This window comes from Ectobacillus panaciterrae DSM 19096 (assembly GCF_000430785.1).
Lineage (GTDB): Bacteria > Bacillota > Bacilli > Bacillales > Bacillaceae_G > Ectobacillus > Ectobacillus panaciterrae.
Window position 1 is genome coordinate 122,689 of record NZ_KE387247.1, and the last position, 23,239, is coordinate 145,927.

Genomic DNA, 23,239 nt, shown 5'->3' on the forward strand with positions numbered 1-23,239 from the left:
TGTTTTTTTGCTTCAAATTTCACTAGTTAAAAATTACAAACACTTTAGCGTTTGCATCAGCTAGTGAAAAAGAGTTTAAATTATGAAAGAAAATTGAGATTTAGCATAACGTTCAGATTAAATATTGAAGCCATAATATCGGAGGGGATTGAAATTATAATGGTTGTACATTTCTTTTCTAGATATACAGGGTGGGGTATCTGAACGTAATGGTGCAGCAAATATCTAAGAAATGAATGAGGCAGTGAGGAATAAAGGAAGTAAAAATCATGTAAACACGAACAAAAACTAAGGGGAATAAGCCAATTATTCCGGATAGATGATGGCTAGTGATATCCTTACCCAGCACCGTATCCATATCCATATTCGTATGGCTATGGTTGTTAAGAGGTTTTTGGGAAGAGGAAAGATTGGGAATTGTAACAGTTAAAAACTATTATATGAAGGGACATCGCTCGTTAGAACGGGCGATGTTTTGTTTAATAAGGGAAACGGGAAGTTCATCATTGAATAGGTTATTGGACTAAACCAGTTCAAAACTAGTGCCGACGTGTACTTTTGTCTAGTGACAAAAAGTCCTAACTCAAACCCCAAGGTAATTAAGAAGTAGTTAGTGCATTTCTGTTGTGGGTTTAAGACAGGAAATGTACTAACTCAGTGGGGGAACGACAAGAACCTCCTAATGCGCTGAAAAGTAAAAAATCAAGCTGGGAGGAATAAGAATTAGCTTAGACTTCTGCCTTTATAGGGGGTAATGAATGTGTTCATTTAATGTGTTCCTTAAGTGTTCATATAACACCCCAATGTTTATCCTTTTATTAACTTCAAAATACACATACTTAACACCTGTTCTACCTTTGGAAATGCCCTATAATTCACCAGCAAGACATATGAAATATCTTTCATTGTCAAACCCTTATATAGACAAATGTTTCTCTCATTATTGCTTCTCGGTATAAAGTTTCGCACACTTTGATGTACTTGTAGATTACGCAACACCAACTAATGTATCATTAAAATAAAATTCGATAACTAAAAAAGCTTAATTATTATTGGATAAGAAGGTGAAGTGAGTTTAAACTTACCACATTCTCCATATCAAAGTTGTATGAATGGTGCCTAAAACCATACCGCTAATTAAAGAAAATACATATGTGGTGGACCTTTTGAGATAGTTATAATTATGTAAAAATGGTAGCAAGGGGGGCAAAGGAAGTGTTTAATGATTTTAAGCTTGCGGATGATCGTCCGGTTTATATTCAATTAAAGGATTATTTTAAAAAAATGATTATGAAAGGACACCTGCTGGAGCACCAGAAGCTTCCATCTACCCGAGAACTTAGTAAATTATTATCGGTCAGCAGAAATACTGTGCTCACTGCTTACGCGGATTTAGAACAAGAAGGCCTAATCTATGCAATAAAGGGAAAAGGAAATTTTGTAGGAAAAGTCGATGCATCCAAAACACCATCTATCGAACTAAACTGGAAAGAAAAGCTCAATGAAGTTACCTTGCTAGCTGATGAATTAGATTTAATGAAGCACGGTGTTCGCTGGGAAAAAGGCATGATTTCATTCAATAGCATTGCCCCAGACGAAAAGCTTTTTGATGTCGAAAATTTTAAAAGGGCTTTTCTGACCCGGATGTCCATTGAAGGAGATATCGTTTTGAACTATGGATATGCAAAAGGTTATAAACCCCTAATTAATTACCTTCTTCACTATATGGAAATGAAAGGGATAGATATTTCCAATAAGGATATTCTTATCACTAATGGCTTCACCGAGGGGCTGGATATTTTATTGTCTTCCTTAACTAAAAAATCTGGGCGTATTATATGCGAAAATCCTACCCATCATGCCGCATTAAAGCTTTTTCGATTACATGGACTTGACATCCACGGGATAGAAATGAAGGATGATGGTATCGATATTGGTCAAGTTGAGAAAAGCTTATCCGAAGCGGATTTTGATTTTGCATATCTAATCCCGTCCTATCATAATCCGACCGGGATTGTCACCTCCTCTGAAAAAAGGACTGAAATCATGAAACTCTTTTCAAAATATCAAATTCCTATCGTGGAAGATGGCTTTAATGAGGAGTTACGTTATTCAGGTTCCCATTTAGCGCCTTTATTGACTTTCGCCGGATCTGGAAACAATGTTATCTATATCAGCAGCTTTTCAAAAATTCTTTTTCCAGGCTTACGTGTTGGTTGGATTTTAGCAGATAAGGAATTAATTCACTGGCTGGAAAGTATGAAAAGGGCACGGACTATTCACACATCCACACTGGATCAGGCAGTGCTTTTTCAATATTTGCATGATGGCTATTTTGAAAAATACTTAAAAAAGGCCAAGTCAGTTTATAAGAAAAAATATGAACTAGCCCTTCATGCTTGTAATCAATACATTCCATTAAATAGAATGACTGGGGATGGAGGACTTCATCTTTTTATAGAGTTAGAAAAAGGAATTAATTCGCGTACACTTTTGAAAAAATGCTATGAAAAGGGAGTTGTTTTTTCTCCTGGGGATGTTTTTTACACGGATGGAAGAGGAAGTAATACGTTTCGATTAGGATTTTCTAGGTTAAAAGAAGAAGATATTGTCCATGGAATTAGGATAATTGGTGATACCTTGAAAAATGAAAATTGGGAGTTGGAAAAATGAGAGTTGGCGTTATTATGGGAGGAGTGTCCTCCGAAAAACAAGTGTCCCTCATGACAGGGGAAGAAATGATTGCCCATTTGGATAAGAGTAAGTACGAAGTCGTGCCTATTAAATTAAATGACAAAAAAGAACTTGTTGAAAAGGTAAGAAATCTTAATATTGCCCTATTAGCCCTTCACGGAAAATACGGGGAGGACGGTACGATTCAAGGTACTCTGGAAACCCTCGGCGTTCCATATACCGGAAGTGTCATGCTATCAAGCGGTATTTGTATGGATAAAAATATGTCGAAAAAAATGATTCGTTATGAGAGCATTCAAACACCAGATTGGATTCATCTTTCAAATATGGAAGAGCTTCAGCTTGATGAAATAGATAAAATGGGGTATCCGTTAGTGGTAAAACCAAATTCAGGTGGTTCCAGTGTAGGGGTAAAGATCGTATACGATAAGGATTCTTTACTTTCCTCTCTTGAGGATGTATTCAAATGGGATTCTGAAATAGTGATTGAAAAATATATAAAGGGCGAAGAAATTACATGTTCTATTTTGGACGGAAAGCTTTTACCAATCATTTCGATTCAACATACGGCTGAGTTTTTTGATTATCATGCGAAATACGATGATGTCGCTACGATTGAAGAGGTTGTAGAACTTCCGGCTACAACACATGAACGTGTCGCTGAAGCTGCAATGGCCTGCTATAGAGCATTAAAATGCAGTGTTTATGCTAGAGTTGATATGATTATAAAAGATGGAACTCCGTATGTTATGGAAGTGAATACATTGCCGGGGATGACAAAAAATAGCTTACTGCCCAAAAGTGCCCATGCGGCGGGAATCCCCTATAACAAGCTATTGGATATGATTATTGAAACCTCCTTACAGGTTAGGAGGAGCGAAGGTTTCTAATAGCATATTAAATGCAGTGTTGAAGTCTGTATAAAATTCTGATAATTCAGATAATGTAAAATGATGTAAAGTTAATGTGATTACACCTAGGGGGAATAATTCATGACCAATTGGTTTCAATTAGATAAAGAATATTTAATGTCTACGTATCGCCGTACGCCGGTTGCTATAAAAGAGGGAAAAGGTTGTAAGCTTTATGATGTGAATGGTAAAGAATATCTTGATTTATTCTCTGGTGTAGGCGTGAATATATTAGGCTACAATCATCCTAATATTATAAAAGCCACCTTTGAACAAGTTAAAAGATGCTTACATCTTCCTTTTCATTTTTTAAACCCAGTTGCTATTGAATACGCCAAAAAATTAGTCGATTATTCTTTAAAGGATGGGAAAGTCTATTATACAAACTCTGGTGCGGAAGCTACCGAGGCAACCTTAAAACTAATCCACAAGTACAGACATATAACAAATCAAAAACGTGATGGAGTGATTGTACTCAAAGAAAGTTTTCATGGACGTACATTAGGTGCTCTTCACTTTACAAGACAAGAAAGTGTATACCAGAATTTTCCTTGTACGTCTATTCCTGTATATGAAGTGGAACGAGAGAATTTAAAGGAACTAGAAAGAACCATACTCAAGGAAAATCCGATTGCTATTATGCTAGAGCCAGTATTAGGAAGTAGTGGGATATACCCTTTGTCGGGGGAATATTTAAAAGGTGTTGAAGAGCTTTGTAAACAGTATAATATGTTATTTATTGTTGACGAGGTGCAAAGTGGTATAGGGAGAACTGGAAAATTGTTTGCTTATCAGCATTTTGATATTACACCTGATATTATTCAATTTGGTAAAGGAGCGGGAGGCGGTACACCCTTAGGAGGAATAATAGTAGGTTCACGACTTTATGATATATTCTCACCAGGTGATCATGGAACAACATTCGCACATTCTCCAATTGGTACGGCTTTAGGATTAGCTGTATTAAAAACATTAATTGATGATGGTTTAATGCAAAAGTCTTATGAAATGTCCTTATATTTAAATGAAAAACTTCAAAAAATCCAGGAGGAAAACTCTTCTTTTATCGAAGAAGTACGTCATTGTGGAATGATGTTTGGAATCAGTATTCATGACACTAATAAAAACGTAAAAAAACTACAGTTAGAATTACTGAATAAGGGCATGCTAGTGGACGTTACAAACGGAAATACTATTCGTTTACTCCCCCCTTATATTATTACAAAAGCAGAAATCGATGAATTTATTAATCAGTTTATTTCCTGTATCCCAAAATCAGTAGCCTTGACAAGCGGATTGTGATATATGCTTATTCTTTCTTCTATTTACTATTGTGGCGTTAGAATAAAGTCGTACCGTTTTCTATTGTTAAGATGCAAGCTATAAGGAATTTATTTACGTACTCCAAGGAATAAATAATAAAAAAGAAGACGAACCACTTTGTAATTATTCGTCTTCTTTTTACATTGAACCTCTATTCGTAAACAGCCCCTATTAGACTATTTTTACCAATATTGACTAATATAATATTTATTTTTCTTTTCGTACCGAAGCAATTAGTTATACTTAATTACCGGGAACGTTGGTAATCATCCATATTACGCCGAATTTATCCTCAAGCTCCCCGTGCAATCCGCCCCAGAATGCCTGCTCTAGTGGCTTGTTAATCTTTCCACCCTGACTCAATTTTTCGAAAGCTTCGTGCGCTTCCTCTTCAGTTTGAAATGCAAGGTTCAAACTGATATTATTGCCGCGAATGATAGTATTGCCGTGAAAGAAAAGACTGAAATACGAGTCGGTCATGAAGAAGTCAACGCTGCCGGCAACAAATTCCATGTGTAATACTTTATCTTTAAGCTTGTCATTGGCATCCGGAAGTTGTCCGTGAGTCATGACGGACTTGATTTTCCCTCCGAGTGCTTGAATGTAAAATTCTGCTTGAGTCCTTGAGTCTTCAGAAATAATATAAGTTGTGATTGTTGCCAATGTAACACTGTTTTTAAAGTGTTATATTGGCTTGAACATATCGTGTATTTTAGGCACTTACATCTTGGTTGCGAGTAACTTCTCTTTTATGGGAAACATAACTATGTGAAATCATACCGAGCATTATAATGAACATGCCGCACCAAGATAAAGCGGAAGGAATTGGAGAAGCTAAGAAAATTACTTCTCCAGCTACTGCAAAAAGCACCTCCATAGATTGTGTTGCTTCAACAGCAGCTAGCTTTTGTATATTCCCTCTCACCATATCAGTTGCACTGAAGAAAAGTACCGTCGCAATTACCCCAGAACAAACAGCAACCGAGATAGATTGTATAGTTTGTTCTTTACTAGGTACGCCCACAGTGAATAAACCATACAGCGAAAGTAAAAACCAAAATGGTAAACTAGCTAATGTCATACCTAGCACACGTTGATAAGCATCTAAACGGCCAACACATATATCCATCATTTTACGATTACCAAGCGGATAAGCAAATGAAGCGATAATTACAGGTATGACACCTAACAATACATTTTTTAAAGAAAAATGATTTGCTTGTTCTACTTGCATGAGAACTATACCAAGAAAAATGATGAGTGACATAGCAAGACCCTTAACTGGTATTTTTCCCCGCACTTTTAAAGGACCCTTTAATGTCTCAATCGTCTGTGAAAAAAGCGGGGCAAGTAAAGAACCGGATATAATGGTAATCTGCCATGTTCCAGCAATAAGCCAACCTGGTGCATATGCAGCCGCAAAACATAGGGGAGCGTAAAATAATCCAAATCCTACAAAGCTCCATAAAAACCAGGCTCCTAGTTCCTCTTTCATTACTTGCAATAAAGGATGTAAGTTCTTTCTAGCTATAACAATAAGCAAAAGGAAGGGAACCATGAAGATATACCTTAGTGAAGCACTCCATATCCAATTTCCACCGGACAATTCCATTGACCGATTGAGAATAAACGTAAAAGCAAAAAAGAAAGCAGCACAAATACCTAAAAAAATAGGACGCAATCAACCCACCTCAATCCGTTTGCTGAGTCAGTAATTCCCCAAGACTTAACCAGTTTTCTTCCACAAGGCGGGCGGTTGTTTCACCATCCTTATTTTTGCAAGCTTCTATAATTTGTTTGTGTTGTTCTACTGACTTCAAACCTTTTACAGAAGTGAATTGAGAAATCTCTAGGCGGTGAATTTTAGGTATACTTCGCTCTAAGGCACGAATGATTTCAGGATTTCCTGCCACATCTAAGAAAATGTTGTGAAACAATTCATCTGCTTCAATGGCCTTTATAATATCTTTTTTCTCAACAGAAAGCAGCAAAGTCTTATTACTGAACTCTAATTCTTCAATATCTGACTCTTTTAATAAAGGAACCGCTAAGCGAGCAGCTAAAGAGTGTAAAACTGCTACAACAGTAAATGCATGTTTTGCCTCCTCTAGTTTTAATGGAGCAACACGGGTAACTGATCCAGGAATAGATTCAACAAGTCCCTCATCTTCAAGACGTTTAAGTGCTTCTCTCACAGGGGTACGACTAATTCCGAACTCTTCAGCTAACTCCTTGTCATTTAAGCGTTGCTCTGGTTGTAATTCCAACATGACAATTGCTTTTTTTAAAGCTAGATATACTTCATCTCTAAATGACAAACGTTTAATTGGTTTTATAATATCTTTTTTCATAAAACCAATATATCGCATTTCGGTTTTATGTTCAATTGTATTTTAAAATTACTGAAAATCAACTTCATGTCGAAAATTCACTTAGGATATATAATAACTCGTGTTATACAAACTGGAAATTCATGCCGTTATACCATATACAGGAGAGGTTGCTAATTGTGTCGAATGGTATATTAGGTAAATTAACCGTGACAAAGGAGGGTAACATGTTATCTACTTTTTTGTTTGAGGTATTTCCATATCTGTTTTGGGGATTTTTCATCGTATTTGAGATTGTTTCTTTAGTAAAAAACCGGCTCCGGAATATAGATAATTAATTGCTTATAACGTGAGTATGTGTGTCGAACACCGTCCTAGGAATATAAATAAGGAGGCATAAGACAACATGCTGCATGTGTCTATTATTGCTATGTTAATTGTAGTAGCCCCTATGTATTTAATCACTTATCAAAAGGTTGTTTCTGAAGTAATTGGACATAAAAATAAAGAATTCACACTTTATATTTTACTGGATTGAGTGAATAGGCTAATTTAATTTTACTATGTATAAATTTCTAATTAGCAACTCTTCCGTACTTTTTATGAATGTTTTTTTGTACCACCAACATTGTTCTTTAAAGAGCCTTATATTTAATATATATATGAGTGAATGATAAATTCGACATGTCCATGTGCTATGTGCAACGAAAAGGGAGTATGGCATGCTTTTGGTTTCCCCTTGCATGAACCACTCCAAAAGTTTGACCGCTTCTGCACGTCTTTTGATCTCTCCCCACTATAAAAAGACGTTTTTTATATTTGTGGGCGTAAAACTACGATACCTTTAGGTTCGTGGTAGTTCACTTGTATATAGCATCTTTAATGTTACAGAATAGTAACAAATTTCAATTTATTATTACACATTTTACCAATGTAGTGCTATACTGGTAGTGAATATTTTACAAAATATTATGAAAATTAATTAAATTCTTAATCTTTTGTTACGATTATTAAATTGTCTTTTATGGGGGGAAGCAAATGAATTTACGAAAGTGGGTTATAGGATCCATAGTAGCTGGTGCAATTAGTCTTTCTATTACAGGAGGATTAGCTTATCAATATGTTTCCAAGATGAACAAACAGCTAGATACATATGTTTTACCCCATACAATTTTTGAAGGCATACCATTAGGTGGCAAAACAAAACAAGAAGTTCAACAAATCATTCAAAAAAGAGTGGATGAGTTGAATCAACAACACCTGAGTTATTCTTTGCAAAACACTACAAGCACTTATACTTGGAAAGATTTAGGGGTCCAATATAAGGGTATGGATGTTGCAGACAAAATCTTTAAGGAGCAAAAAGGGACTATTACGGAACGCTATAACTTGCGCAAACAAGCTGAAAAAGGACAAACACAGAAAGAATATCATCTAGAAATATACTTAGACTCTTCAAAATATGAAGCATTTTTGAAAGATAAATACAATGAACTTGTATCGAATCCGCAAAATGCTTCTCTTTCTATTACAGAAACGAATGTCTCCATTACCCCAAGTAAAGACGGAGAAAAAGTAGATAAAGAAAAGCTGAAAACATTAACGGAAGAAGCAGTGAAAACAATGAATGCCGACATTCAAGTACCGGTTGCTGCCGTAAAACCGGAGCGCACAACAGAAGACATACAAAATATGGGGATTAAAGAAATCATTGCGGAATATAGCACTCCTACGAGCGGTAGAAATGGGAATCAACTGTTTAACGAAATGCGAGCAGCTGGAACGTTAACCGGAGCGCTTGTTGCACCTGATGAGGTATTTAGTTTTAATGGTCACGTTGGAGTAACTGATACTGCTAACGGATATAAGTTAGCGGCTGTATATGTTAACGGAAAAGTACAAGAAAGTGCAGGTGGTGGCGTTTGTCAAGTGAGTAGTACATTGTACGGTGCTATCTTACGTGCAGATCTTTCTATTGTGGAACGAAGCAATCACTCTATGCCCGTTCATTACGTACCGCTGGGTCAAGACGCTACTGTAGCGGATTACGGGCCGGACTTTAAGTTCAAAAACAATACAGGACATTATATCTACATTCAAGCAGGTATCGAAAATGATGAGGTCGTGATTCGCATCTTTGGAACAAACACAGGGAAGAGTGTCGATATCTCTTCTCAAGTTGTTAGTGAAACTGATAAGAGTATAGTGGCTGTTACATACAAAACTGTAACACAAAATGGTCAAGTGATTGAAAGTGGTATACTTAACAAAAGCACTTACAAAAAACATGTATAGAAAAGACATGATCTTATGATATGATTCCTTCGGTGTAGATAGCGGCAGAAAAAACATACTATCTGCACAGGAGGGATTTTTCTATGGCACGAAAAGGGATTAAATTTTAAAGCTATACAAAAGAAGTAAAATTACAGGGCACTCACATGTATCCAAGTGATGATTTATACTTCGTCAAAAAATACTATGAAAGGTATTGGTTTAGCTTTTTTTGGTACAATAACATTAGAAATACCTTTATATTTTCGTTATTTGATTAAAGAACCTGTACATTTTTAATGTTCATATTTGCCCATTTTAGGATGAAGGGGAATTTTAATAATGAACAAAGATGATATTCCGTTTAAAGAACAACAGCTGGCAAATTGTACTGAAGACCAAACATATAAAGAAAAAGTACCTTGGAAATTAGGCAAGCACCTAAAACATAACCATGTAGAAAAGCTAAATAGGCTGGTAACAGATCACCATCAACGTATGTTTCATTTACTGAATAACAAAGGGGCTCATGCAAAACATGATGGAAATATATAAGCTATCGATAATCTATATCCAACTGAATAAAAAAATCGTCTTTTTGTAGTGAGGAAAGAGCATCCGGCGGAGCATAGAAGCGGTCAAACCCTTTTCCTGTCCCATACAAGGATGAGAGAGAGGAAGCGCGTACAGGCTTTGGTTCTGTATAGCAGCGGTTCATATGTCGAAATTATAACTTATTTATATATAGGCTATATTCATTATCTGCTATTCATACACATTTTCTTTATATGAAAATGTAAGATAACTACGTATGTTTTCCGAATAATCATATAGTCAGAAGAGATAAGATAGCATATAATGAAAAAGGATTTTGAGAAAAAAAGCGAGGTGGAACTGTTTTATGTGTAATCCGAGCACAGGAGAGTCGGACATAGCACCGACACCAGAGGAAGTCATACAACTGAATATCCGAGGCGGATTACTACGTAAAAATAGTTACCGCTTCATATAAACTTTGGAAAGATGACTTCCTCTATAAGAGAGGAGGTTTGTACAATGGTACAAAAAATCTGGAAGAATTTAAAAGGAAAAAAACAAGCACCTGTGAAAATCCAAGGTTTTGACATTGATTTAAACCAAGAAAGCTTAACACGTATTGATCGACTTGTAGATCGCTACGAGTCAGAAATCCTTCACCAACTTGACAGTGAATACACACAACGAACAAAGTGGGCAGATCGATTAGCGGATAAAATTGCACAGTTTGGAGGTAGTTGGCGATTCATCATCTGGTTTGCATGTTTTCTTGCTGGATGGATTATTTGGAATAGCCTGCCTATCACAAAAGGAGCACATTTTGATGCCCCGCCGTTCATTTTATTGAACTTATGTTTATCTTTTATAGCGGCATTTCAAGCTCCCGTTATTATGATGAGCCAAAACCGTCAAGCTTCACGTGACAAACATGAATCCGTTATTGACTTTGCGATCAATTATAAAGCAGAGCAAGAGATTGATGATATGCAAAGTCGCCTTCACCATATAGAAAGCGAATTAACGGAGATCAAAGAGTTGTTGAAACAAATGCAATCAAAATGAATACACCTTTTTTGAAGGAGTTAAAAAGCTAATCATCTACACAATATAAGTAGATGGTTAGCTTTTTTTGTATTCCATAAAAATAAAAGGACAACTTTATCAAAGGGTGAAAGCTGTCCAAAATGAGGTCGAATTCATTCATAGGTTGTTTGGATTAGCTGCTTAATCCCCAAGTTAACAGGATATTGCTGTTCTATGTTTCTAGCACGTTATTTTTTGCCCTAGAACCCTTTTACTCATGATACACCATGAATCTGAATACAATGAAAGAGATGGCATAGCAAAACCGTTAATTCATATAAGGAGAGGGTAGTTGTGAATGATAATGCACAAAGTTTTACACGAGTAAAATCCTATCAACCTTATCACAGTCCGTATGATCCATGTCCGCCGATTGGTCAGAAGTATTACTTTACGCCGGCGCATTTGTATATAGGATTTCAGCCGTTGAACTTAGAGCAGTTTTCTCCAAAAGAAGCTCTGAAAAAAGGGACACTTTGGCCTATTTTTTATGATTATTATAAAAACCCGTACAAAAAATAGGAGGTAGTGGATAATGAATATGCAGCAATCTTTGCCTCAAGAGTATTATCAGCTGCTTGAAGAGCTGCAAGCTGCTGACTTTGTACTAATAGAACTTACCTTATATTTAGATACACACCCAGGAGATATAAATGCTATTAATCAATTTAATCAGTATGCGCAGTACAGACAAAAAATAAAGCAAACGATTGAATCAAAGTATGGCCCGTTACAGCAATATGGAAACAGCTATTCAGATGCCAAATGGAGCTGGAACAGCGCGCCTTGGCCTTGGCAAGTATAGGAAAGGAGTCTTAACATGTGGATTTATGAAAAAAAGCTTCAATACCCTGTTAAGGTGAGTACGTGCAATCCAAGACTTGCAAGATATCTTGTGGAGCAATACGGCGGAGCCGACGGAGAACTAGCTGCTGCACTTCGGTATTTGAATCAGCGTTATACAATTCCAGATAAAGTAGTTGGTTTGCTGACAGACATCGGAACAGAAGAGTTTGCACATTTAGAGATGATTGCGACGATGATTTATAAGCTTACAAAGGATGCAACACCAGAGCAAATGCGTGACGCTGGCTTGGATGCGCACTATGCGAATCATGACAGTGCCTTATTTTATCACAATGCAGCAGGAGCTCCATTTACGGTAGCTTACATAGCAGCAAAAGGGGATCCAATTGCGGATTTATACGAAGACATTGCTGCAGAAGAAAAAGCTCGTGCAACATATCAGTGGATTATTAATATGTCAGATGACCCGGATTTGAATGATGGGCTGAGCTTTTTGCGAGAAAGAGAAATTGTACATTCACAAAGGTTCCGGGAGGCAGTTGAAATTTTAAAAGAAGAAAGCAATAAAAAAACCGTGTTCTAATAGTTTACTCTATTAATATTTTTAGGAACCACCAATTGTATTACCATTCTTGCTCCGCATCATCTTTCAAGACGAATGTGTAAAATGGAAAGGACCCTGTGTTTACACAGGATCCTTTTGTATTCCATAATTTGTTAGCAGTAGCCGTAACCGTAGCCACCATGGCCACAAAAACAAGCTGCACCGACGATAATCAGTAGGATGAATAATACAACAATTAAAGCAAAGCTGCTACTAAAGCCAAATCCAGGATTACTCATACATTCATGCCTCCTTTACTCTAAATATGTCGAGGGTAACTTAATGAGCTATCATTACAATATAATCAGGGGGAGCGGCGGATAATGTATCGTATGTTTTTTTATAACTATGGAGCTGGTCTGTATTACAAATAGGCATTATAAATGCCATACACCTCTCGTTTTACGATTCCCTCCTGCTCTAAATCCTTTGGTCTTTCTGATAAAACTCTTCTGCTTTAAGTTTTAAAATGTTTTTACTTGGATATAATAGATGGGTAAGATTAAATTACAGTTTTATGTATTTTTTATATGTTTAGGAGGCAACAAAAATGGAACGTGGTAAAGTAAAATGGTTTAACAGTGAAAAAGGCTTTGGATTTATTGAGCGTGAGGGTGGAGAGGATGTGTTCGTTCACTTCTCAGCTATTCAAGGCGAAGGGTACAAATCATTAGATGAAGGTCAAGAAGTTACTTTTGATATCGAAAATGGTCAACGTGGGCCGCAAGCGACAAATGTACGTAAAGTATAATCAAAAAAACGATAAACAGACTCGAATTTCCGGGTCTGTTTTTATTTTAGCTGAATTAAATAAAAACCTGCTCAAGAAAAGAGCAGGGAGTAAACATGTAAAAAGTAAAATGTTAGTATTAGTATAGTGTTATTCTTGAAAATAAATACCTGTCACTTATTCAACGAACGGTACGATTTTTCAATATGATGCAATGTTTTTTTGTTCAACTAATGCGTTCGTTAGCAAAATAAGAAACGAATTGAAAGGTGAGTTTCGGCTCACCTTTTGTTTAGGGGTATTTGTTATGTTTTTTAGGAGCCCACAGTCGCTTCCTTTTACTCACTTGATTGCGTCGTATTGAAAAACTCTGTTTCTTGGACATCGGAATCATTTGTTTTTTTCTTCTTGCCCTTGCCCATTTTTTCGTCAGACTCGTAGCTTAATTTAAATATTTCCTTGTTTTGCTTTTTTTTCATACGGGAGTCACCTCGTTTATCATAGTTCCAAATTTTTTTGTTATTTATTCAAATTTTTTACTAATTGCCAATCGGGCAGGCCCGTTTGTCCACTTTTATGAATATACAGTAGTCAAACTAAGGGGAATTCATTTAAGTAATAAGATTCTTTACGATTCTGAAATTTACTCATCCCTGTTCTTATGGATTCTTAGTGTTTACTTACATATATTCAGGCTTTTATACTGGATTTTCTTTTAATTAGTAACAACGCTTACCCTGAGTAATAATATAGATCAACATGGGGAAAATACCAAGGACGACCTAATACTTAAAAGGAGGACAAGAAATATGACTATAGTACGTGACATTATGACTAAAAATGTTAAGGTTTGTGCACCACATGATTCAGTAACAGCGGCAGCAAAAATTATGCGTGATATCAACTGTGGATCAGTTCCAGTTTGTGAAGGTAGAAAAGTTGTTGGCATAATTACAGATCGTGATATTGTATTGAATTGTGTAGCTGAAGGAAAAGATTGCAATACCGTTCATTGCCACGATTGTATGACTAAAGATCTAATTACTTGTGAACCTGATATAGACGTACATGAATGCGCTCATATAATGGCTGATCATCAAATACGTCGTATTCCTGTTGTACAAAATGGAGAAATGATAGGTATTTGTGCCATTGGTGATCTTGCAACGGTCAACATTCATGTCAACGAAGCGGGTGCAGCATTAAGTCAGATTTCTGAACAACTTCATTAAGAACATCTTGAATATCGCAGGAGTGTAAAATTTCTTAAGATTCTACATTCCAATAAAATACAATTCCATAACAAAACCAAAAAGGCTTCATCTTCTTCTGAAGCCTTTTTGTTATGCTTAAAGTGTCCGCAAAGGTATATCAATTCTCGCGAACATTCATAAAATGATTTTAGGCCTTTACGAACAGGGCAACTTCCAATCATAACATGTGACGTTCTTGCAAGGAGGGAGGAGTAATAGAATAAAAAAACGGAATAAGTGTTACTGGTATAGTGATAGAGGATGTTTCTTGTTTAGATGGGCAAGAATACACATCCATCATCGAATCATTAAGGAGAATTATAATGAGAATAATAAGAGGAATAATTGCGATATTTGTTGGACTCATGGTCATATCCTTCATTGCAGAAGGAATTGAAATGGTTGTTGTTACGTTGATTCATGGATCATATACAACAGATCAAGCCGTTTACTTTGAGATTCGTAATCGTCCAAATGTGATCCTCTTAAAGTTTTTTTATAGCGGCTTGGCTGGTTTACTTGGAGGATATATAGCAGCATGGTTTTCTGGGCGAAATGAAATTAGGACAGGAGTCATATTAGCGATCATCCAAACTATTACACTTATTTGGGGGATGATTGCACCCCCTTATACCTACACCCCTATTTGGGTGTGGTTTAGTTTGATTATCATTATGTTTCCTGCTGTTACAGGAGGAGCTTGGTTAAGATCAAGACGAAAAAAGAGGAAATAAAATTGTCTGTAAAGTACATAAGGGGAAGATCATGACTCTCATACTTCTTCCTTATGTTTTTTCATTCTAGAGTTCCTTATTGTAAGAGAAACAATCGGTTCATGATTAATTCTAATAATTTGACGAATTTGTAATAAAGTGTTAAACTTCACTCGTAAATCGTAACGTTTACTAATAAGGTGTATGATGAGGTGATTAAGCTAATTGTTTAGACGTTTTTAATGCCCCAACATAGTGGTATGCAGATATCACATTTTACGAAATAAGGAGGGAAAATGAAAAACGGTGTAATTAGCCTTTTCTAAGGAAGGCATTTCTTTACTTGCACTGCGAGGCGTCCTGGGCGCTCTTTATCTACTAGCCTATTTCTATACGATTTCTAAAATACCGTTAACGGATGCAAGCATTTTGGTACATATATCTCTGTTCTTTGCGATTATTCTTTCTGCTTTTTAATAGCTAGATTCTTAGTAAAATATATAACTTCTAAATCGTAAACGTTACGGAATGGTGGAAGAAAGGATGAGATGGAAACGATGAAAATCAGTTTGTTCAAATCAAAGATGTTTTCACTCCTGTTGGCAGGTGTGTTGTCGCTTGCAGCGGCGGGTTGTACGTCTGCAGGAATCGGAAGCGGTGACAAGTCAAAACAAGCGAGCAAGACGGAAACATCGGCACAGAATGACAAGAAGGTTAATGTAATATTAAGCTTTAAGGACGACGACTTAGACCCGCATAACAGCGCTACCCCGCTGAAAGCCGGCATAACGGAAACACTGGTAAAGCTAGACAAAGATTTGCACATTCAAGGATGGCTTGCGACTAAGTGGGAAGCGCAAGATGACAAAACTTGGGTGTTCATCATCCGCGATGGGGTCACCTTCCATGACGGTAAGAAAGTCGACGCGGCTGCGGTTAAAGCTTCCTTTGAAAAAGGCATTGCGGAAAGCAAAGCGCTGGCCAGCGCTTTAAAGATTGAGTCTATGGAAGCCAGTGGTCAAACGCTGACAATCAGGACAATAGAGCCATATCCGGCATTGCCGTCTGAGCTCGTTAATCCGTACGCATCTGTTGTAAACGTGGAAGCGGAGAAGCAAATGGGCAAGGAAGCATTTAATAATGCCCCTGTAGGTACCGGTCCGTTCAAGGTAAAGCAGTTTACGCCGAACGCTGAAGTGATGCTTGATCGTTACGATGAATACTGGGCGGGCAAGCCAAAGTTGAAGGGAGCATCGCTTAAATTTAACGAGGATGCAAACGTACGCGCGCTCGCCTTACAATCGGGAGAGGCAGATATTGTCTATAACCTTCCAGCGGAAAGTATTAATTCCATCAAGAAAAACGAAGCGTTGAAGGTTGAATCGGTGGCTGGTTTGAGAGTGCATTACATTCTGTATAATCAGCAAAAGCCTCTTATGCAAGATCTGAAGGTCAGAACGGCGTTGAATGATCTGCTCGATCGTGAAAGTGTCGCTAAGGACATTATGCTAGGTCATGCTTCCCTGGCAAATGGTCCCTTCAACAGCAAGCTTCCGTTCGGTAGCAAGGAATCGGTGGTCAAGTTGGATATTAAGAAAGCGAAAGCTTTGCTTGAAGAGGCCGGCTATAAAGAAGGAGCGGATGGCAAGCTGATGAAGAACGGGAAGCCGCTCACGCTGGAGTTGATCACCTACAAGGGGAGACCAGAGCTCCCGCTCATGGCACAGCTGATGCAATCTGATGCCGCCAAGGCTGGGGTCACGGTTAATATCAAAACTGTCGAGAACGTTGATAGCTACTTAAAAGAAAACAAGGATTGGGATATGGTTACTTACAGTAATCTGAGTGCGCCACGAGGAGACGGCGGTTTTTTCCTGAACACAGCATTTATGCCAGAAGGCTCTTTAAATGCGAGTAAGATTAATATTCCTAAGCTTAATGATTTTGTCAAACAATTGAATGCGACGAGCGATGTTACTAAACGGGTACAACTGACACAGGAGGCGGTTGCCGTGATTAACAAGGAAGTGCCGCATAGCTACGCGGTGTATCCGAACATCATCGTTGGTATAAATAAGCGTGTCGCTGGATGGGCGCCAGGAGGGGAAGAATATTACATTCTCACGCATGCGATGGATGTGAAGTAAGATGCTGCATATCGTTAAAAAGCGTCTGATTCAGTTGGTAATTGTGCTGCTGTTTCTCTCAGTGTCGACCTTCACCTTGATGAAGCTGGCGCCAGGAGACCCGGTACAGAGTATTTTGCAGGTAGATCAGCTCATGGTCACAAAGGCCGATGAAGCCAAGCTCCACAAAGAGCTTGGTTTCGATCAGCCGCTTATCGTCCAATATGGGCAATGGATGCTGAGGCTGCTCCGGCTCGATCTCGGCAATTCGTACATGAATGGCAATCCGGTCTGGGAGGAGATGCTGAGGCGGCTGCCGACAACCATTCAGCTGACAGCAGGAGGCCTTGTCGTCATGTTGCTGATTTCTGTGCCGCTTGGAATGATTGCCGCCCGGTATCCAGGAAGGTGGCCGGATCAGGTCAGTCGAGTGCTTGCGCTCATTGGCGCTTCTATCCCTGGCTTCTGGTTAGGACTGCTGCTCATTTACTTCTTCGCTTATAAGCTGCAGCTGCTACCCTCGATGGGGAAAGGAACATTGTCCCAGATGCTACTCCCTTCTTTTACATTAGGTTTTTCCATGGCTGCTGTATATGCTCGTTTATTGCGGGCGGGACTTCTTGAGAGCCTGTCACAGGATAATATACGAGCTGCAAGGGCAAGAGGGGTTCCGGAGTGGCGAATCTTGGTGCTGCATGCTTTCCGAACAGCATTGCTACCAGTGGTCACAGTATTTGGGATGAGCATCGGCAGCCTATTGGGTGGGTCTGTCGTCATCGAAACACTGTTTTCTTGGCCCGGACTGGGCAGCATGGCGGTGGAAGCGATTTTTGGACGGGATTATCCCGTTATTCAAGGATATGTGCTATTCACCGGCGTTTTTGTTGTCGTAGTGAATCTGCTCGTCGACTTATCCTACGGTCTCATCGATCCCCGAATTCGACTTGGAAAGGGGGCATCACAATGAAATTAATCACAGCCGTAGCAAGGGTGCACACTATCCAAAGCGGCTTGCGGAAGCTAATTCGAGAGCCGCTATCGCTGATCGGATTGATTCTTTTGGTGCTTATTATACTAGTAACACTCTTTGGACCATATTTTGTACCTAATGATCCGCTTACGGTGAATATGGGGGAGCGTTTGCTTACTCCCAGCGTGAAATACCCTCTTGGAACAGATAACATGGGACGCTGTATTTTTTCTAGACTTGTCATCGGTGCGCAAGCGACGCTGGGCATCACAGCCCTCGTCATTGTCACTGTTATCTTGATTGGCATTCCAATTGGAATTTTAGCAGGTTATATCGGCGGTCGGTTTGATGCAGTCATGATGCGTATCGTCGATGGTTTAACTGCTTTACCAGAGTTTATTCTGGCAATCGCTCTCGCAGGATTTCTAGGGCCGAGCACAATGAACCTTATGCTGTCCATTGTGCTAGTCAAGTGGATGAGCTATGCGCGGGTTGTCAGAGGGATTGTTTTGTCGGAACGGGAAAAAGAATATGTACTGGCGGCAAGGGTAGGCGGGTGCGGTACGTGGAAGCTGCTGCGCCGGCATTTGCTGCCGCAGATCGTTTCTCCTGTGCTTGTGTTGGCTGCATTGGATGTCGGCAAGGTGATTCTGACTATTTCCTCGCTTTCCTATCTCGGTCTAGGAGTTCAGCCTCCAGCTCCAGAATGGGGGGCGATGCTCAATGATGGCAGGGCGTATTTTCAAACCGTTCCAGAATTGATGATCTATCCGGGAATTGCCATCATATCGGTCGTAGTAGCCTGTAATCTGATAGGGGACGGGCTTCGGGATGCGCTGGATTTGAGAAATCAATAAACGAATCAAGCTTTGCAGAGAAAGGTTCTTAGGAGGTACGTAATGTCCATAACGGTAGATGATATAAAGAATACAGAAACTGCTGCGGTGGATAACTTGTCCAGTCCGAATGCTCCCGTTTTGCAAATATCGGATTTGACCATTGCATCAGTTAGTGATAACGGCAAAGCCGCGAATAAGCTAGTGCAAGGTGTTAATCTATCTATACGCCCTGGAGAAATGCTGGGGCTTGTAGGGGAAAGCGGAAGCGGGAAAAGTATGACGGCATCTGCTGTTCTAGGGTTGCTGCCAAAGTCCCTGCAGGTAACGGAAGGCCATATTTACCTGAATGACATTGAATTAGGATCGTTATCAGAAAAGGAGAGAAGATGTCTTCGAGGCAAGGAGGTCGCCTATATATTTCAAAATTACCAAGGCAGTTTTACGCCGTTTCTAAAAATAGGAAAGCAGCTCGTTGAAGCGATTCGCAGCCATGAACAGGTCAGCTTTAAAGAAGCGAAGGAAACAGCACTCGAATGGCTGCATCGAGTGCAGCTTCCAGCAGACCGCGTGTATGGAAGCTATCCATTTCAGCTAAGCGGGGGTCAGCTACAGAGAGCCTCTTTGGCAGCTGCATTGATGATGAAGCCGTCGCTCATCATAGCGGATGAGCCCACGACAGCTTTGGATGTGCTGACCAGTGAGCAAGTGCTGGATTTGCTGGTACGCCTGCAAAAGGAAACAAATTGCGCCGTGCTGTTGATTTCTCATGACTTGACCCACGTGTTGAAGCGAACAGACCGAATGGCAGTTATGTATGGCGGAAGCTTAATTGAAGCAGGACCGACGGAGATTGTACGGCAAAATGCGCAGCATCCATATACACAATTGCTTCTTCAAGCGAGACCGCTGCTTACGGCATGTATGCCCGAAAAACTGAAGACCATTCCCGGAGACCCTGGAGCAGTTGCGGATAAGGGATGTCCGTTTGCGCTTAGATGTCCTTCGCGCATCGAACAATGTGCGAAGAGGCCCGCCATGAATTCCGTAGGAGAAATTCACTCAGCTGCTTGCCACGTCATAAATGGAGGAGGATCAGACCATGAAGCCGCTGTTGGAAGTCAAACAAATCAGCAAATTGTACACAGCTAACGTCAAAGCACTGACTGATGTTTCGTTTACGATTGGGGAAGGCGAATGTCTAGGCTTGGTAGGAGAAAGCGGAAGCGGGAAAAGCACATTGGCAAAACTCATCCTTGGCTTAGAAAGACCGGAACAAGGGGAAATCACTCTGAATGGGATGCACTTTCATACTTTGAAAGGCCGCGCTTTGAGAGATGCCCGAAAGCATGTGCAAGTCGTATTTCAAGATCCGACAGCCTCCTTAAACCCGCGCTTGCCAATTTGGAAAACAGTCGTTGAACCTCTTGAAAATTATCCTGAAGTAGTGCCGCAGTTCTTAAGCGAGTTCAGGAACTCCAAAAGGGATATGGCAGCTGTATTGTTGGACAGAGTAGGACTTGGTCGGAATTTATTGGATCGATACCCTCATCAGCTTAGCGGAGGCCAGAGGCAGCGTGTGGCAATTGCGCGGGGGCTCAGTCTGCAGCCGAAACTGCTTATCTGCGACGAACCGACCTCTAGCCTTGATATCTCGATTCAAGCGCAAATCTTGAATTTGCTGAAAGAACTAAAGAACGAACTGAATATGTCATATTTGTTCATCTCTCATGACATGGCTTCTATCCGATTTATGAGTGACCGCATCGCTGTTCTGAAAAATGGGGAATTGGTCGATTTATTTGTATCGAATGCGCTCTTTGAGAGCAGCCGCCATCCTTATACCCGCAGCATGGTGGAGGCTGTTGTTGGATAATTCAATCAGTAATATTGTGCGAATAATAAAAAGCAGGCATATTACATGAACATGCCTGCTTTTTTAGAGACGTTTTACAAGGGATAGAATATCGCTCGAAAGGATACATACAATTTTATCAAAACTCGAATGTCTATCTGTAGTACGCATATGGAATATGCGAATAACGGTCTATGGGATTTCGAGGAATCCTTATTTACAGAATTGTAATGCTTACGGGAGGTACGAAGTTGATTACGCATCGCGCATATATATCATTGGCAATACCGCTTATCATATCGACTGTGACAACACCTCTTTTAGGAGCGGTTGACACGGCAGCAGTGGGACAGCTTCCTGATCCTTCATACATTGGCGGAGTGGCGGTGGGCAGTGTTATTTTCAATACGCTCTATTGGCTGTTTGGTTTTTTGAGAGTCAGCACATCGGGATTTGCGGCACAAGCGCACGGCGCGAATGATCAAAAGGAGGGAGCACTATCCTTTTTTCGTCCATTGTATATGGCTATTTGTATCGGTGCTATTATGGTAATCGGTCAGCAATGGATTGGTCAGTCTGCTCTTGAGCTAATGAATCCTGAAAGGACTGTATTCCAGCATGCTCACGACTATTTTAAGATTCGAATATGGGGGGCGCCTTTTGCACTGATGAATTATGTGCTGCTTGGCTGGCTGATGGGAATGAGTAAAATTAAAGCTTCTCTCGCTCTTCAGCTTTACATGAACATAACCAATATTGTTTTGGATTTGCTGTTTGTGTCCGGATTTGGATGGGGAGTAAAAGGGGTGGCAGCCGCTACTCTAATTGCGGAAGTAAGCACTTTTTTTATTGGTTTACCCTTGGTTATCAGATATTTAAAGCCAAGCGACAAATATGGCGGCTTACTGGCTGCTTTTAATATGTCTGCTTTGGCAAGAATCATGAAAGTAAACGGGGACTTGTTCATACGTACGATTTGTTTGCTGGCGGTATTTAACAACTTTACAGCAAAAGGGGCATCGTTCGGGACGGAGGTGTTGGCGGCGAACGCCATATTAATTCAAATCTACTATATCATGGCTTACTTTTTTGACGGCTTGGCCAATGCTGGCAGCATCTTAATGGGAAGGGCAATCGGGGCTCGAAACCACGTCTTATACAATCGGACATTGTCTCTTTCCTATCAGTGGTCATTGATAACGGTGTTTATCATGACTGTAACATATTACATAACAAAAGACCACGTTATACAGTTGTTCACTTCCAGTCAAGAAGTCCAGTCTGTTACGCTCAAGTACAGTCCGTGGCTTTTGTTATTCCCGATTGCAGCGTGCTTTGGTCTCGTCCTTTACGGTATATTTACAGGTGCCGCGGAAACAAAAGCTATTCGCAATTCTATGCTGCTGTCATTGACGGTGTACTGCCTTATTATCTATGCCGTTCCGCAGCCCTTAAACAACCATCGCCTGTGGCTTGCTTTTCTTTGTTTTTCTGCCGGAAGATCGTTGTTCTTATTTTTATATTTACCGAGTTTGAAAGAGAAGGATGAGTTATGTAGTGCAAGAGATGGGTCCTGAATCGCTATAAGGGAATTTTACATGCAAACGGAGAAAAGCGCAGAATAGTCTTTCAGGGACTTCATATGTTATTTGCCGGAAATGCCGATCGTGAGTGGAAACGAGGTGAAAAGAAACTAAGTGAAATGGTCTTTATCGGAAAGAATCTGAATCAAGAATGGTTCCAGAAGCAGTTTGAAGGCTGTATCGCAGAGGGGCAAAGCAATAGCGTGAAGGGACACCGCTTTGTAGAATGATATTATCCCTCTTGTGTCAATAGTATTGGCGTTTTTTAAACTGTCTACATAAGAGGGATAATATCATAGAACGGGTGGTGTTTTTTTCCGTATGCATAATAGGGATAAGTACAATCCAACCGTTTTAGTTTTTAACGATTTTCCGAAAGAAGTCTCCCTCTTCAAGCGTGTGAAGGGCGTAGCCCAACGGTAAGGGGGAGATGAATTTCGGTTAGGCGCAAGACTAAAGAACGTTCGTTCTTGTCTGCGATTACATATTATGGTAAAATCAACTTATCAAACAATCGTAAAGCGAGGTGAAATGATATGGCAAACAAAGCGTATAAGTTCCGAATCTACCCGACAGCCGCACAATGTGTTCTTCTTGCAAAAACCTTTGG

The 23,239-nt window shown here is 39.5% G+C and carries 26 protein-coding genes; 21 read left to right on the forward strand and 5 right to left on the reverse strand.

All coding sequences use genetic code 11. The features are described from left to right. Nucleotides 1-1,215: 1,215 nt before the first annotated feature. The 3 genes from pdxR (at nt 1,216) to H540_RS0124665 (ending at nt 4,907) form a co-directional block, all read left to right on the forward strand. Nucleotides 1,216-2,673, forward strand: coding sequence for a MocR-like pyridoxine biosynthesis transcription factor PdxR (gene pdxR, locus H540_RS0124655; protein WP_028402827.1), 1,458 nt, complete (start codon nt 1,216-1,218; stop codon nt 2,671-2,673). Then, complete coding sequence (locus tag H540_RS0124660; protein ID WP_028402828.1) at nt 2,670-3,584, forward strand: D-alanine--D-alanine ligase; 915 nt, start codon at nt 2,670-2,672, stop codon at nt 3,582-3,584. The genes pdxR and H540_RS0124660 overlap by 4 nt, the downstream gene beginning before the upstream one ends. Nucleotides 3,585-3,686: 102 nt before the next feature. Beyond that, complete coding sequence (locus H540_RS0124665) at nt 3,687-4,907, forward strand: aspartate aminotransferase family protein (RefSeq protein WP_028402829.1); 1,221 nt, start codon at nt 3,687-3,689, stop codon at nt 4,905-4,907. 264 nt (nt 4,908-5,171) lie between these two features. Here the strand turns inward: H540_RS0124665 and H540_RS0124670 are convergent, their stop codons facing one another. Genes H540_RS0124670 through H540_RS0124680 form a run of 3 tightly spaced genes read right to left on the reverse strand, consistent with a single transcriptional unit; the run spans nt 5,172 to nt 7,279 of the window. Further along, the gene (locus tag H540_RS0124670; protein ID WP_028402830.1) at nt 5,172-5,591 is read right to left on the reverse strand and encodes a VOC family protein; all 420 of its coding nucleotides are present in this window, start codon (nt 5,589-5,591) and stop codon (nt 5,172-5,174) included. 49 nt (nt 5,592-5,640) lie between these two features. Further along, nucleotides 5,641-6,609, reverse strand: a complete 969-nt coding sequence (locus tag H540_RS0124675) for a DMT family transporter (protein ID WP_028402831.1) — start codon at nt 6,607-6,609, stop codon at nt 5,641-5,643. A 10-nt stretch (nt 6,610-6,619) separates the two neighbouring features. Next, complete coding sequence (locus H540_RS0124680) at nt 6,620-7,279, reverse strand: GntR family transcriptional regulator (RefSeq protein ID WP_028402832.1); 660 nt, start codon at nt 7,277-7,279, stop codon at nt 6,620-6,622. A 385-nt stretch (nt 7,280-7,664) separates the two neighbouring features. On the opposite strand from H540_RS0124680, the gene H540_RS35740 reads away from it, so the two are divergent. From H540_RS35740 to H540_RS0124720, 7 genes are all read left to right on the forward strand, one after another. Next, entirely contained in the window at nt 7,665-7,796 is a 132-nt protein-coding gene (locus H540_RS35740; protein ID WP_425388174.1) for a hypothetical protein, read from the forward strand. Between the two features lie 500 nt (nt 7,797-8,296). Then, nucleotides 8,297-9,553, forward strand: a complete 1,257-nt coding sequence (locus tag H540_RS0124695) for a VanW family protein (RefSeq protein ID WP_028402833.1) — start codon at nt 8,297-8,299, stop codon at nt 9,551-9,553. Between the two features lie 321 nt (nt 9,554-9,874). Then, nucleotides 9,875-10,087, forward strand: a complete 213-nt coding sequence (locus tag H540_RS0124700; RefSeq protein WP_028402834.1) for a hypothetical protein — start codon at nt 9,875-9,877, stop codon at nt 10,085-10,087. Between the two features lie 501 nt (nt 10,088-10,588). Continuing rightward, nucleotides 10,589-11,131: a DUF1003 domain-containing protein gene (locus tag H540_RS0124705; protein WP_028402835.1), complete on the forward strand. Its 543-nt coding sequence runs from the start codon at nt 10,589-10,591 to the stop codon at nt 11,129-11,131. A 315-nt stretch (nt 11,132-11,446) separates the two neighbouring features. Then, nucleotides 11,447-11,674, forward strand: a complete 228-nt coding sequence (locus H540_RS0124710) for a spore coat associated protein CotJA (RefSeq protein ID WP_028402836.1) — start codon at nt 11,447-11,449, stop codon at nt 11,672-11,674. Between the two features lie 19 nt (nt 11,675-11,693). Next, the gene (locus H540_RS0124715; RefSeq protein ID WP_028402837.1) at nt 11,694-11,957 is read left to right on the forward strand and encodes a spore coat protein CotJB; all 264 of its coding nucleotides are present in this window, start codon (nt 11,694-11,696) and stop codon (nt 11,955-11,957) included. A gap of 15 nt (nt 11,958-11,972) precedes the next feature. After that, a complete protein-coding gene (locus H540_RS0124720; protein ID WP_028402838.1) occupies nt 11,973-12,542 on the forward strand; it encodes a manganese catalase family protein in 570 nt (189 codons plus the stop codon). A gap of 134 nt (nt 12,543-12,676) precedes the next feature. On the opposite strand, the gene H540_RS32645 is transcribed toward H540_RS0124720, so the two are convergent. After that, nucleotides 12,677-12,802: a YjcZ family sporulation protein gene (locus tag H540_RS32645; protein WP_081415271.1), complete on the reverse strand. Its 126-nt coding sequence runs from the start codon at nt 12,800-12,802 to the stop codon at nt 12,677-12,679. A gap of 311 nt (nt 12,803-13,113) precedes the next feature. On the opposite strand from H540_RS32645, the gene H540_RS0124730 reads away from it, so the two are divergent. Further along, the gene (locus tag H540_RS0124730) at nt 13,114-13,314 is read left to right on the forward strand and encodes a cold-shock protein (RefSeq protein WP_028402839.1); all 201 of its coding nucleotides are present in this window, start codon (nt 13,114-13,116) and stop codon (nt 13,312-13,314) included. 317 nt (nt 13,315-13,631) lie between these two features. On the opposite strand, the gene H540_RS34145 is transcribed toward H540_RS0124730, so the two are convergent. Beyond that, a complete protein-coding gene (locus tag H540_RS34145; RefSeq protein ID WP_169729589.1) occupies nt 13,632-13,772 on the reverse strand; it encodes a hypothetical protein in 141 nt (46 codons plus the stop codon). Between the two features lie 330 nt (nt 13,773-14,102). Between H540_RS34145 and H540_RS0124740 the strand changes: the two genes are divergently transcribed. The 10 genes from H540_RS0124740 to H540_RS35745 form a co-directional block, all read left to right on the forward strand. Beyond that, nucleotides 14,103-14,525, forward strand: a complete 423-nt coding sequence (locus H540_RS0124740) for a CBS domain-containing protein (protein WP_028402840.1) — start codon at nt 14,103-14,105, stop codon at nt 14,523-14,525. A 344-nt stretch (nt 14,526-14,869) separates the two neighbouring features. Next, complete coding sequence (locus H540_RS0124745) at nt 14,870-15,280, forward strand: hypothetical protein (protein ID WP_028402841.1); 411 nt, start codon at nt 14,870-14,872, stop codon at nt 15,278-15,280. A 527-nt stretch (nt 15,281-15,807) separates the two neighbouring features. Beyond that, entirely contained in the window at nt 15,808-17,406 is a 1,599-nt protein-coding gene (gene nikA, locus H540_RS0124750; RefSeq protein ID WP_245592347.1) for a nickel ABC transporter substrate-binding protein, read from the forward strand. Between the two features lies 1 nt (nt 17,407). Then, nucleotides 17,408-18,352, forward strand: coding sequence for a nickel ABC transporter permease (gene nikB, locus H540_RS0124755; RefSeq protein ID WP_028402843.1), 945 nt, complete (start codon nt 17,408-17,410; stop codon nt 18,350-18,352). Continuing rightward, nucleotides 18,349-19,212: a nickel transporter permease gene (nikC, locus tag H540_RS0124760; protein ID WP_051317269.1), complete on the forward strand. Its 864-nt coding sequence runs from the start codon at nt 18,349-18,351 to the stop codon at nt 19,210-19,212. The genes nikB and nikC overlap by 4 nt, the downstream gene beginning before the upstream one ends. Nucleotides 19,213-19,254: 42 nt before the next feature. Continuing rightward, a complete protein-coding gene (locus H540_RS30855) occupies nt 19,255-20,343 on the forward strand; it encodes an ABC transporter ATP-binding protein (protein ID WP_081415272.1) in 1,089 nt (362 codons plus the stop codon). Continuing rightward, nucleotides 20,294-21,067, forward strand: coding sequence for an ABC transporter ATP-binding protein (locus H540_RS0124770; protein ID WP_028402845.1), 774 nt, complete (start codon nt 20,294-20,296; stop codon nt 21,065-21,067). Before H540_RS30855 ends, H540_RS0124770 begins: the two co-directional genes overlap by 50 nt. A 233-nt stretch (nt 21,068-21,300) precedes the next feature. Further along, nucleotides 21,301-22,623 carry an MATE family efflux transporter gene (locus tag H540_RS0124775; RefSeq protein WP_028402846.1) on the forward strand — a complete coding sequence of 441 codons (1,323 nt, stop codon included), beginning with the start codon at nt 21,301-21,303 and terminating at the stop codon, nt 22,621-22,623. 44 nt (nt 22,624-22,667) lie between these two features. Next, on the forward strand, nt 22,668-22,859 hold the full coding sequence (locus H540_RS32655) for a CobW C-terminal domain-containing protein (protein WP_245592350.1): 192 nt from the start codon (nt 22,668-22,670) through the stop codon (nt 22,857-22,859). A 306-nt stretch (nt 22,860-23,165) separates the two neighbouring features. Next, on the forward strand, nt 23,166-23,239 hold a 74-nt coding region (locus tag H540_RS35745), incomplete at its 3' end, for a helix-turn-helix domain-containing protein (RefSeq protein WP_155891142.1).